The 11677-nt window shown below is 71.7% G+C and carries 12 protein-coding genes; 6 read left to right on the top strand and 6 right to left on the bottom strand.

Going from position 1 to position 11677, the window contains the following annotated elements; translation table 11 throughout:
• Nucleotides 1–71 precede the first annotated feature (71 nt).
• Complete coding sequence (locus tag LN652_RS10535) at nucleotides 72–1535, top strand: sensor histidine kinase (protein ID WP_230444613.1); 1464 nt, start codon at nucleotides 72–74, stop codon at nucleotides 1533–1535.
• 147 nt (nucleotides 1536–1682) lie between these two features.
• Nucleotides 1683–2303, top strand: coding sequence for a hypothetical protein (locus LN652_RS10530; RefSeq protein ID WP_230444612.1), 621 nt, complete (start codon nucleotides 1683–1685; stop codon nucleotides 2301–2303).
• Between the two features lie 74 nt (nucleotides 2304–2377).
• Here the strand turns inward: LN652_RS10530 and LN652_RS10525 are convergent, their stop codons facing one another.
• Together LN652_RS10525 and cysD are read right to left on the bottom strand one after the other, a co-directional pair.
• A complete protein-coding gene (locus tag LN652_RS10525; RefSeq protein ID WP_230444611.1) occupies nucleotides 2378–3649 on the bottom strand; it encodes a sulfate adenylyltransferase subunit 1 in 1272 nt (423 codons plus the stop codon).
• Nucleotides 3649–4563, bottom strand: coding sequence for a sulfate adenylyltransferase subunit CysD (gene cysD, locus LN652_RS10520; RefSeq protein WP_230444610.1), 915 nt, complete (start codon nucleotides 4561–4563; stop codon nucleotides 3649–3651). Before cysD ends, LN652_RS10525 begins: the two co-directional genes overlap by 1 nt.
• A 177-nt stretch (nucleotides 4564–4740) precedes the next feature.
• Here cysD and LN652_RS21905 point away from each other — a divergent pair, with 177 nt between their 5' ends.
• Nucleotides 4741–5880 (top strand): glycoside hydrolase family 16 protein, encoded by a 1140-nt coding sequence (locus LN652_RS21905; protein WP_268932250.1) that lies wholly within the window; start codon nucleotides 4741–4743, stop codon nucleotides 5878–5880.
• Here LN652_RS21905 and dtd read toward each other — a convergent pair.
• Nucleotides 5877–6305 carry a D-aminoacyl-tRNA deacylase gene (gene dtd / locus LN652_RS10510; protein WP_230444609.1) on the bottom strand — a complete coding sequence of 143 codons (429 nt, stop codon included), beginning with the start codon at nucleotides 6303–6305 and terminating at the stop codon, nucleotides 5877–5879. The genes LN652_RS21905 and dtd overlap by 4 nt on opposite strands.
• A gap of 17 nt (nucleotides 6306–6322) precedes the next feature.
• On the opposite strand from dtd, the gene LN652_RS10505 reads away from it, so the two are divergent.
• Both LN652_RS10505 and LN652_RS10500 read left to right on the top strand, forming a co-directional pair.
• Nucleotides 6323–7162 carry a BKACE family enzyme gene (locus LN652_RS10505; protein WP_230444608.1) on the top strand — a complete coding sequence of 280 codons (840 nt, stop codon included), beginning with the start codon at nucleotides 6323–6325 and terminating at the stop codon, nucleotides 7160–7162.
• Between the two features lie 75 nt (nucleotides 7163–7237).
• Nucleotides 7238–7792: a LacI family DNA-binding transcriptional regulator gene (locus tag LN652_RS10500; RefSeq protein WP_230444607.1), complete on the top strand. Its 555-nt coding sequence runs from the start codon at nucleotides 7238–7240 to the stop codon at nucleotides 7790–7792.
• A gap of 45 nt (nucleotides 7793–7837) precedes the next feature.
• Here the strand turns inward: LN652_RS10500 and LN652_RS10495 are convergent, their stop codons facing one another.
• From LN652_RS10495 to cysC, 3 genes are read right to left on the bottom strand one after another with little or no spacing between them, the layout of a single operon-like run.
• A complete protein-coding gene (locus LN652_RS10495; protein ID WP_230444606.1) occupies nucleotides 7838–8845 on the bottom strand; it encodes a sulfite exporter TauE/SafE family protein in 1008 nt (335 codons plus the stop codon).
• Nucleotides 8845–9381 (bottom strand): arsenate reductase/protein-tyrosine-phosphatase family protein, encoded by a 537-nt coding sequence (locus LN652_RS10490; protein WP_329958482.1) that lies wholly within the window; start codon nucleotides 9379–9381, stop codon nucleotides 8845–8847. The genes LN652_RS10495 and LN652_RS10490 overlap by 1 nt, the downstream gene beginning before the upstream one ends.
• Nucleotides 9378–10571, bottom strand: coding sequence for an adenylyl-sulfate kinase (cysC, locus tag LN652_RS10485; protein WP_230444605.1), 1194 nt, complete (start codon nucleotides 10569–10571; stop codon nucleotides 9378–9380). Before cysC ends, LN652_RS10490 begins: the two co-directional genes overlap by 4 nt.
• A 40-nt stretch (nucleotides 10572–10611) precedes the next feature.
• Here cysC and LN652_RS10480 point away from each other — a divergent pair, with 40 nt between their 5' ends.
• Nucleotides 10612–11592 (top strand): asparaginase, encoded by a 981-nt coding sequence (locus LN652_RS10480; protein ID WP_230444604.1) that lies wholly within the window; start codon nucleotides 10612–10614, stop codon nucleotides 11590–11592.
• The last annotated feature ends 85 nt before the right edge of the window (nucleotides 11593–11677 follow it).

Below are 11677 nucleotides of genomic sequence, written 5' to 3'. Positions count from 1 at the left end.
CGGGTCGTCGGAGGGACGGCCGCAGCCCTGCAGAGGCACGGGGAGGCGGCGTGGCGAGGAGGCGTACGCCCGTGCCCGACACCGACGGCTTGTGGCGCCTCACGATGGAGCACTCGCCGGTCGGGATGGCGCTGGTGTCGCCGGAGGGGGAGTTCCTCACGGCCAACATCGCGCTCTGCGACATGCTGGGCTACACGAGCGAGGAGCTCCTCGCGCTCACCTTCCAGGCGATCACCCACGCCGACGACAGGGCGTCCGACGCCCGGCTGCTCGCCCGGGCGATGTCGGGCGAGGTCAGCTCCTTCCGGGTGACCAAGCGCTACCTCCGCGCCGACGGGTCGGTCCTCGTCGGCGACCTCTCCGCCACCCTCGTCCGCGACGACCACGGCAACCCGCTCCACCTCATCGCCCAGATCGTCGACCTCACCGAGCGACAGGCGTTCGTCGAGCGTCTCGACGCAGCCGAGGCCGAGGTCGAGTCGGAGCAGGCATGGACCGGCGCGATCCTCGACAGCGTGTCGATCGGGCTGGTGCTGCTCGGCGCCGACGGCGTCTACCAGGCGCACAACGGGTTCCACGACCGCTTCCTCGCCCTCGCCTACCCCGAGGGGCATGGCGGCGTCGCCGGCCAGAGCGGGTTCCTCTTCGACGCCGAGCAGGGCCGGCGGCTGACCCGCGAGGAGCTGCCGTCGGTGCGCGCACTGGCGGGGGAGGAGTTCGACGGCCTGCTGGTGTGGGTCGGCGAGGACCCGCTCTCGCGCCGCGCCGTGTCGATCAGCGCCCGGCCGGTCCGCGACCGCGCCGGCGACTTCGCCGGCGCGGTGCTGGCCTACCACGACATCACCGACCTGCAGCGGGCCACGCGCGTCAAGGACGACTTCGTCGCGTCCGTGTCCCACGAGCTGCGTACGCCCCTCACCGCGGCGCTGGCCTACCTCGAGCTGCTCGACTACACCTCGGGCCTGCCCGTCGACGTCCACGAGCACATCGGCGCCGCCCGCCGCAACATGATGCGCCTCTCGCACCTCGTGGCAGACCTGCTGTTCGCCGTGCGCGCGACGTCCGGGTCGCCGCTCGTCGACCCCTACCGGGTCGACCTGGCGTCCGTCGTCTCGGAGGCGGTCGACGCGGCGGGCGTCGCCGCCGACGCGCGCGGGGTGAGGATCGAGGCCGACCTGACCGAGCCGCTGGTCGCGGTGGTCGACGGGCTGCGCCTGCGTCAGGCGCTCGACAACCTGCTCGCCAACGCCGTGACGTACGCCCAGCGCGACGGGCTCGTGCGGGTCGCGCTCGTGGTCGGCGAGCACGGCGTCGAGCTCACGGTCTCCGACGACGGCGACGGCCTCGAGGAGGCGGAGCTGCGGCAGATGTTCGCCCGGTTCTTCCGCGGCTCCAACGCCCGTGCGCGCCAGGTGCCGGGCGCCGGGCTGGGGCTCAGCATCGTCCGCACCATCGTCGAGGCCCACGGCGGCGAGGTCACCGCGACCAGCGCGCCCGGGCAGGGCACGACGGTGCGGGTGGTCCTGCCGCGCTGAGCCGGGCCAGGACCGCCGGTCAGGAGTCGGTGGCGAGGGCGTAGCCGCAGCCGAACCCGGCAACAGTAGCGCCTCTGCCGAGCGCCAGATACTGGCCCCAAACCAGGATCGTCCGCGCAGTCGAGCAGATACATCTAATCTCACCGCGTGAGCTTCTTGCTGGACCAGTACAACCAGGCGTGGTCGCACTACCGGCACACCGAGTCGATGAGAACGCAGTACCTCGGGTTCTACTTCACGGTACTGATCGGGTCGTCGGCGTTCGCCCTGCCCATTCTGCGCAGCAGCGAGGACTCACCGGAGGTAGCAGCCGTCGGTACCTCCCTGTTCCTGGTGGCTGTGCAGTCGATGAGCTACTTCGCCTGTGTGAGCGTCGTCCGAATGGGCTCGGTCCTGCGCCACTATCACCGTGCGATTGACAGCCTTACGGATGCCCTTGAAGAAGCAGGGGCGATCGAACCAGCCATGCGCGGCGTGATGCGCACGGAAGGGCGGCTGACTGTTGCCCGGGGGCACAGCGTGTCCGGGCTTGCGGAGCGGCTCATGCGCGGGGCCATGGTGATCGTTGCACTTGTGGCGTGGACGTCAGGATCTGTGTGGGCATGCGGCGCGAGTTTCCGCGCGACGTCGGAACTGGTCCTGTCGTCGTCCGTCGCCGTCGTGTGTCTGGTCGGTGCGTGCGTCATCACCATCATGACGGTGAGAGCGTTCGGCTTCCGGCCTTCGCCTGCCGGGATGCTGCTGGCCGGCCGGCTCCCGCGTTCATGACAAACGTTGAGCGCAGGAAGCAGCAGGGGCCCCGACCGCGGACGGTCGGGGCCCCTGCGCGAAGCGGGCTGGTGTCAGCTGCCGCTGTTGATCATGCCGGCGCCGACGGTGACGCCGGTGGCCTCGTCGATCAGGATGAACGAGCCCGTGGTGCGGTTCTTCGAGTACGGGTCGCACAGCAGCGGCACGGTGGTGCGCAGCTGGACGCGGCCGATCTCGTTGAGCCCGAGCTCGCCGGCCTCCTGGTCGCGGTGCAGCGAGTTCACGTCGAGGCGGTACTGGATGTCCTTGACCATCGCGCGACCCGTGCGGGTGGTGTGCTTGATGGCGAGCTTCTGGCGCGGGCGCAGCGGCTCGTTGGTCATCCAGCAGACCATCGCGTCGATGTCCTGGCTGGGCTTCGGCGCGTTCTTCACGCGGGCGATCATGTCGCCGCGCGAGACGTCGACGTCGTCCTCGAGCCGGACGGTCACCGACATCGGCGGGAACGCCTCGTCGACCTGCTGGTCGAACAGGTCGATGCCCTCGATCTTCGACGTCATGCCGGAGGGGAGGACGATGACCTCGTCGCCCTTCTTCAGCACGCCGCCGGCGACCTGGCCGGCGTAGCCGCGGTAGTCGTGGTGCTCGTCCGACTTCGGCCGCACGACGTACTGCACGGGGAAGCGGGTGTCGACGAGGTCGCGGTCGGAGGCCACGTGCACGTGCTCGAGGTGGTGCATGAGCGTCGGCCCGTGGTACCACGGCGTGTTCTCCGAGCGGTCGACGACGTTGTCGCCGTTGAGCGCGGAGATCGGGATGACCTCGAGGTCGGGGATGTTGAGCTTCGTCGCGAACTGGGTGAACTCCGCGTGGATCCGCTCGTAGGTCTCCTCCGACCAGTCGACCAGGTCCATCTTGTTGATGCAGAGCACCAGGTGCGGCACGCGCAGCAGCGACAGCAGCACCGCGTGGCGGCGCGACTGCTCGGTCAGCCCGTGGCGGGCGTCGACCAGCACCAGGCCGAGGTCGGCGGTCGAGGCGCCGGTGACCATGTTGCGGGTGTACTGCACGTGGCCCGGGGTGTCCGCGATGATGAACTTGCGGGTGGGCGTGGCGAAGTAGCGGTAGGCGACGTCGATCGTGATGCCCTGCTCGCGCTCGGAGCGCAGGCCGTCGGTCAGCAGCGAGAGGTCGACGTAGCCGTGGCCCTTGTCGGTGGAGGTCTTCTCCACGGCCTCGAGCTGGTCGGCGAAGATCGACTTGGAGTCGAAGAGCAGGCGACCGATCAGGGTCGACTTGCCGTCGTCGACGGAGCCTGCGGTCGCGAAGCGGAGCAGGTCCATCTGGCCATCGGTGGCGCCCATCAGAAGTAGCCTTCCTTCTTGCGGTCTTCCATGGCCGCCTCGGAGAATCGGTCGTCACCGCGGGTCGCGCCGCGCTCGGTGACCCGGGCGGCCGCGACCTCGGCGATGATCTCGTCGATGGTGCTGGCGGTGGACTCCACGCAGCCCGTCAGGGTGATGTCGCCGCAGGTGCGGAAGCGCACCGTGCGCTCCTCGGCGCTCTCGCCGTCGCGCATCGGGTTGAGCGGCGTCTCGGTCATCAGCATGCCGTCGCGCTCGAAGACGCGGCGCTGGTGGCTGAAGTAGATCGAGGGGATCTCGATGCCCTCGCGGCCGATGTAGTCCCAGATGTCCAGCTCGGTCCAGTTGGAGATCGGGAAGATGCGCATGTGCTCGCCGGCGTGCAGGCGGCCGTTGTAGAGGCTCCAGAGCTCGGGGCGCTGCATCTTCGGGTCCCACTGGCCGAACTCGTCGCGGTGGGAGTAGACCCGCTCCTTGGCGCGCGCTTTCTCCTCGTCGCGGCGCCCGCCACCGAAGGCGGCGGTGAAGCCGTTCTCCTCGATCGCGTTGAGCAGGGTCGCGGTCTGCATGCGGTTGCGGCTGGTCTTGCCGTCGTCGACGAGGACGCCGTTGGCGATCGCGTCGTCGATCGAGGCGACCACGAGCCGCACGCCCAGGCGGTTGACCCAGTTGTCGCGGGTCTCCATGACCTCGGGGAAGTCCAGGCCCGTGTCGACCTGCATGATCGGGAACGGGATCTTCGCGGGGTAGAAGGCCTTCTCCGCGAGGCGGAGCATGACGATGGAGTCCTTGCCACCGGAGAACATCAGGACCGGCTTCTCGAACTCGGCGGCGACCTCACGGAAGATGTGGATCGACTCCGCCTCGAGCTGGTCGAGCTGACTCAGCTGGTAGTCGGCGTGGGTGTTGGTCATGTCGCAGCAGGGACCTCTCTTGGGACAGCAGCCCACATCGTAGCGACGCGGGGAGTCACGGTGAACTTCGCACACCCGCGCTGGTCACCGCGCGCGTGGTCCCCCGCACCGTACGTGGCGCACGTCGCGTCGCGGACGATTTGGCCCGGGCTCCCCGAAGTTGGTCACACTGGGCGGATGCGACCCCATCCCCCCATGCTGATCGCCGGCCTCGCCTGCCTGCTCACCCTGGCCGGGTGCAGCGGGTCCGACGAGACCGCCAGCCTGCCCGCGTACGACACCAGCGACGCCGTCACGGTGACCGTGCACCCGCAGCTCGCCGCCAACGGCGAGGACACCGCGTCCGCCGACGACGCCGACTGGGTCGTCGACGCGCAGGTCGACGGCGTCGACGCCGGCACCGAGGTCGCGCTGTGGTCCGAGGGCGAGGACGGCTGGGAGGACGTCTCCGACGCCGAGACCGACGACGACGGCCGGGTCTCGCTCACCACCCCGGTCGCGGGCACCCTCCACGTCGTGGTCGGCGACGGCGACGACGCGATCGGCGCGAAGGCGTCGACGAAGGACGCGCCCGAGGTCACCTTCACCGACGACTTCGAGACCGACACCGTCGACGAGCCCGGCGGCTTCTGGGACACCCGCGACCAGGGCTTCATCGGCGTCCGCACCTGCTCGCGCGCCGACGAGTCGGCCGCGGAGGTCGACGACGGCGTGCTGCGGCTCAGCGTGCTCGACGACCCCGACCGCGGCCTGTGCCAGCCGTCGGGCAAGCGCAAGAAGTTTGACATCCGGCTCAACGGCCACGTCGGCACCGAGGCGACCTACGCCTTCACCTACGGCTACGCCGCCGCCCGGATCAAGACCCAGGCCGCCCGCGGCCAGCACTCCGCCTTCTGGCTGCAGGCCGCCGGCGGCCAGCTGCCCGGTGGGCCGAAGAAGGGCGGCGCCGAGATCGACGTCATGGAGTACTTCGGCGACGACCACCCCGAGGGCGGTCTCACCAGCTTCACCTACTTCCTCGACAAGGCCGGCCGCAAGCAGACCGTCGGCGGCTGGCTCCCCGACGTCGAGGACCTCGGCGACGACTGGGCCGAGCAGTACCACGTGTTCTCGGTCGAGTGGACGCCGAAGGAGTACGTCTTCCGCATCGACGGGAAGGTCACCCAGCGGCTGAAGGGCGAGACGTCCGGCAGGCCGGAGTTCCTCATCCTGAGCCTGCTCTCGTCCGACTACGAGCTGCCGCGCTTCAACGGCGAGCTGCCCGAGCACATGGACGTCGACTGGGCGCGGGTGTGGGAGACGGGGCCGAAGGGCTAGGGACTGTCGAGGACGAGGGTGATCGGGCCGTCGTTGACGCTCTCCACCCGCATGTCCGCGCCGAACCGCCCGCGTGCGACCCGGGCGCCGAGGCGTTCGAGCTCGGCGCACACCGCGTCGTACACCGGCTCGCTCACCGGGCCGGGCGCCGCCGCCTGCCAGGTCGGGCGGCGGCCCTTGCGGGCGTCGCCGTAGAGCGTGAACTGGCTGACCACCAGCACCGGCGCGCCGACGTCGCTCGCGCTGCGCTCCTCGCGCAGCAGCCGCAGGTCCCAGACCTTGCGCGCCGTCCACGCCACCTGCTCGGGGCCGTCGTCGTGGGTGACGCCGAGGTAGACCAGCAGGCCCGGCTCGTCGATCGCGCCGACCACCTCCCCGTCGACCCGGACGCTGGCGGAGAGGACCCTCTGGATGACCGCACGCATGGTGCAAGGATGCCGCCATGGCCTCCCAGATCCCGGCAGACGCCCTGCTGATCACGGTCGCCCCCACCGGGGCCGAGACCGCGAAGTCCGACTGCCCACAGCTCCCCACCACCCCCGAGGAGATCGCCCGCACCGCCGCCGAGTGCGAGGCCGCCGGGGCGGCGATGATCCACCTCCACGTCCGTGACGGCGAGCACGCACCGACGCTCGACCAGGCGCTGTTGCGCGAGTGGGTCGCCGCGGTGCGGGAGAGCTCGTCGCTCGTCGTCCAGCTCTCCACGGGCGGCTCGGTCCACGACCCGCTCGACGAGCGGCTCAAGGTCCTCGACGCCGAGCCCGACTCGTGCTCGCTCACCATGGGCACCACCAACTTCGGCGACGACGTCTTCCTCAACCCGTGGCCGTTCGTGAAGGACCTCTACCAGCTCGCGCTCTCGCGCGGCGTCGCCCCCGAGTTCGAGCTCTTCGACCTCGGCCAGGTCCACGCCCTCGGCCGGCTGATCAAGGAGTACGGCACCCCCGCCGGCGGCAAGGTGCACGTCGACTTCGTGATGGGCGTCCCCGGCGGCATGCCCGGCACCGCCCCGGCGCTGGTCGCGGGCGTCAACGCCCTCCCGCCCGCGGTCACCTCCTGGTCCGCCACCGGCATCGGCCGCTCCACCCTCGCCGTCGCGATGGCCTCGCTGTCCATGGGCGGTCACCTGCGCGTCGGCATGGAGGACGTGCTGACGATCAGCCGCGGCGTACCGGTCGAGTCGAACGCCCAGCTCGTCTCCCGTGCCGTCGACCTCGGCCGGATCGCGCAGCGCACGCCGATGACCCCCGCGCAGTGCCGGGAGCTGCTCGGGCTGTCCTGAGGGCCCTCTCCTGGCCTGCTCGGGCCTGTGGAGGAGCGCTGCCGGCAGCGCCTGCCAGGTGGTGGAGTTGCCCGCATGCACGACGACGAAACCCGCCCGCGGATACCGCTGCACCTCCACTCGCAGTTCTCGCCGATCGCGGACCTGGCGGCAGCGCTGTTCTGGGCGATCGACCGCTCAGGCCCCCGTCTGCCGTCGCGCCGTGACATCGCGCGAGCGGCAGGAGTGTCCGAGGCGACGGTGTCGCGGCGCTTCCGTGACCGTCGGAGCACCCAGGACGCCCTGGTCTCCCGAGTGGTCCGCGCCCGGGGAGCGACCTGTCCGCCCGGATGGGCGGAGGACGGCTGGGGGCGCTGGATCCCGCGAACCGACGCCGAGATGACGGACGCGCGAGTGTGGCTCACGTGCCTTGCCCTCGCGGCCTACTCGCCAGCCGCTGCCGAGGCGGTGCACGCGACATGGGCGAGCGAGCGGCCGCGGCTCCCCCGGGGAGACGGAGGGGAGGAGGAGGTCCTGCGCGCGCTGGTCCTGGGACTGGTGGTGGTGCGCGCCGTGGAGCCGGCGGTCACCCACGAACACGCGGTCGCCCTGCTGCGCCGCGCCCTCGACGCTCTGGTCCCTCCCGCGTGATCGAAAACTTTCGAACACACGGGAAGGCACCGTCCCGGGCGGCGGTCAGGCCCCGTCGACCTTCTTCATCCCGACCACGCCGGGTCGGTAGGCCGGGTCCTCGAGCTGGGCGATCGTCGGGGAGCCGAACATCGGCAGTCCCTGCTGCTTGCGCAGGAAGCCCCAGACGATCGGCAGCACCACGAGCACGGCGAGACCGATGCCGGCGATGAGCATCGGGTGCGTCTCGTCGACGCCGAGCGGCGCCCAGCCGGACTTGTCGAGCAGCGCGACGCCGCTCATGGTGAGCACGACGACGATGCCGCGGCGGATGAACGACTGCGGCACCCGGGGCGCGAGCAGCGAGCCGAGGATGGTGCCGGGGACGGAGCCGATGACGAGCGGGGTGAGGATGCCCCAGTCGATGCCGTGGAGCGCGATGTTGGAGATGGCCGCGGCGAGCACCAGCGGCACGGCCTGGACGAGGTCGGTGCCGACGAGCTTCACCGCGGACAGGCCGGGGTAGAGCATGAGCAGCGCGATCATGATGACCGAGCCGGAGCCGACGCTGGTGACGCCGACGAGCAGGCCGCCGAGCATGCCCACGAGCAGCGTCGGGACCACGCGGACGGCGGGGTTGTCGTCGGTGGCGTGGCGGCCGGACCGGACGCGGAGCAGGTTGACGTAGAGCCGCAGGGCGTAGGTCGCTGCGGCGAGCAGCAGCGCGAAGCCGATGCAGATGATCAGCACGTGGTTGAGCTCGTCGATGTCGTCGGTGAACCACGACACCAGGTGGGGCCCGAGCAGCGCCATCGGGATCGACCCGATCATCAGCCACTTGGCGAGCTGCATGTTGGGCGAGCCCTCGCGCTTGTGCACGATCGCGCCGCCGGTCTTGTAGATCGCAGCGGCCGTGAGGTCGGCGGTGACGACCACCGCGGGCGACCCGACGCCCAGGAAGAGCAGGGCGGGCGTCATCAGGGCGCCGCCGCCCATGCCGGTGAGCCCGACCACGATGCCGACGAGGAAGCCGGCGGCGAGGATCGAGAAGAAGGTGGCGGTGATCCAGTCCATCAGCCCTCCTGCGGCTGTGACGCGGTCAGGCGGGGGACGATCGCGTGGAGCATGTCGGTGATTGTGCCGGTCGCCGCCTCGGCGGCCGCCGAGCCTCGCCGGTAGGGGTCGGCGACGTCGTGCTCGGGGACCGGGGCGGCGCGGCGCCGGCCGGCGGCCTCGACGAGCTCGCGGCCTTCGAGCCCGGGCAGCTCGGCGATGGTCGCGGCGAACTGCCCCAGCGTGAAGACCTTGCGGTGCAGCTGGGGGTGGTCGTCGAGGAGGTGGCGGCGGTGCACGTCCTCGGCGGTGAGGACGAGGTCGGCGTCGGCCAGCACGGCGCGGGTGGCGCGGCGGCTGCGGAAGGCGTCGCCGATCCCGGGGCGCAGGGTGGCGGCCATGTCGGGGTTGAACGGGTCGCCGTCGCGGGCGTGGGTGCCGGCGCTGCTGAACGCGACGTCGGCGTCGCCGGCGAGCTCGCGCGCGAGCAGCTCCATCGTGGGGGAGCGGCAGATGTTCGCGGTGCAGACGAACAGGACCCGCAGGGGCTCGCTCATGCGGTCGGCGCCTCGGGCAGGAGGTGGAGGTGGCCGGACTCGTCGAGGGCGACCAGCACGTCGTGCAGGGCGTCGTCGATGGTGCGGCCGGTCGTGTCGACGCGGACAGCCGGGTCGTCGGGCTCCTCGTAGGGCGAGGAGATGCCGGTGAACTCCGGGATCTCGCCGGCGCGGGCCTTGGCGTAGAGGCCCTTGCGGTCGCGGCGCTCACACTCCTCGAGCGGGGTCGCGACGTGGACGAGGAAGAAGGCGCCGCCGGCGTCCTCGACCATCTGCCGCACCTGCTCACGGGTCTCGGCGAAGGGCGCGATCGGGGAGCAGACCGCGACGCCGCCGTGGCGGGCGATCTCGGCGGCCACCCAGCCGATCCGGCGGATGTTGGTCTCGCGGTCGGCCTTGGAGAAGGTCAGGCCCGCGGAGAGGTGACGGCGCACGACGTCGCCGTCGAGGCTGGTGACGCTCCGGCCGCCCTGCTCGAGCAGCAGGTCCATCAGCGCCCGGGCCAGCGTCGACTTGCCGCTGCCGGACAGGCCGGTGAAGAACAGCACCAGGCCCTGGTCCTCGGGCTCGGGGCGGTCCTCGGCGACGATCGCGGCGATGGGCTCGGGGTACGCGTCCTGCTCGGCAGGCGGGGCGGCGAGCGCGTGCACCGGGTCGTCCCCGGCGTAGGTCGCGACGACCTGCGCGCCGAGTGCGTGGTCGGCGTCGGCGTCGCCGTGCGACGGCAGTGGGACGGCCACCACGCTGGCGTCGTCGAGCAGGTCGGCGGCGGCGAGGGTGGCGCGCACCAGCGCGACGGGGGAGAGCGAGGAGGTGCCGGTGCCCATCAGCGCGACCAGCACGACGCGGCCCAGGCCGCGCAGCGCGTCGAGGTCGGCGTCGGTCAGCGCGTCCGCGACCGGGACGAACGTGGCCCCGGCGTGCTGCTCGCGGGCCTGCGCGGGCGTGAGGTGCAGCCGGCGGAAGGGGCCGTACTGCGCGTGCGTCAGCGGCTCCAGCGACCCGTCGGCGGCGACGCGCGCCAGCGGCAGCCCCTCGGGGTCGACCAGCTCGGCCTCGTCGACGCCCTCGGGGAGGGCCAGGGTCACCGGGCTGCCGGGCTCGTTGAAGCGGGTCAGCGGGGCGTAGGCCCCGGAGACGAGGAGCTCCAGGTCGTCGAGCTCGGTCGGCGTGGGGCAGTGCTGGATCACCGGGGCATCCTCTCAGACCGGTGATCGATAGCCTGCCCGCATGTATGCCGCTGGTCAGCCCGTCGCCGCCCGCCCCGTCGTCGCGGAGATCGTCCGCTCCGGATTCGTCGAGGGGCACCACTACGGCTCGCTGGTCGCCCTGGCCGCCGACGGGTCCGTCGACTGGTCGGTCGGGGCCGTCGACGTGCCGGTCCTGCCGCGCTCGAGCAACAAGCCGGTCCAGGCGCTCGCGATGGTGGAGCTCGGCCTCGACCTCCCCGACGACCTGCTGGCGCTGGCCTGCGCCTCCCACTCGGGCGAGGCCTTCCACGTCGAGGGCGTACGCCGGATCCTCGCGGGCGCCGGCCTCGACGAGTCCGCCCTGCAGACCCCGGCCGACTACCCGCTCGACGACGACGCGCGCGAGGCGGTCGTCCGCGCCGGCGGCACGCGCGCACCGGTCCTGATGAACTGCTCGGGCAAGCACGCCGCGATGCTCGCCACCTGCGTCCTGCAGGGCTGGGACACCGGGACCTACCTCGACCCGCAGCACCCGCTCCAGCAGGCGATCACCGCGACCTTCGCGCGGCTGACCGGCGAGCCGGTGACCACCACCGCGATCGACGGCTGCGGCGCGCCGCTGCTGTCGACCTCGCTCGTCGGCCTCGCTCGCGCGTTCGCGACGCTCGCGACCGCGACGTCCGGCCCGGAGCAGCGCATCGCCGAGGCGATCCGCCGGCACCCGGAGTTCGTCAGCGGCACGACCCGCGACGAGCTGGCGCTGCACCGAGCCGTGCCCGGCCTGATCGGCAAGGCGGGTGCTGAGTCGGTCTACGCCGTCGCCGTGCCCGACGGTCGCGCGTGGGCGCTCAAGACCGACGACGGGGCCGCGCGGGTGCGCCCGGTGCTGATGGCCGAGGCGCTGCGCCGCTCCGGCCTCCTCGACGAGGTCGGCGTCGACGCCGAGGCGGTCCGGTCGACCGGGCGGCTGGACCTGCTCGGTGGCGGCGTGCCGGTCGGGGAGATCCGCGCGACCTTCTGATTCTCACCCCTGCGGATCCGTCTGCTAGCACGAGAACCCGCACAGGATCCGGATAGTGAGCCGTCTCACGCTCCAGATGTTTGCG

This window comes from Nocardioides okcheonensis, assembly GCF_020991065.1.
GTDB classification, from domain to species: Bacteria; Actinomycetota; Actinomycetes; order Propionibacteriales; family Nocardioidaceae; genus Nocardioides; species Nocardioides okcheonensis.
The sequence above is the reverse complement of the archived record's forward strand: the minus strand, read 5'-3'. Positions and strand labels throughout refer to the sequence as shown.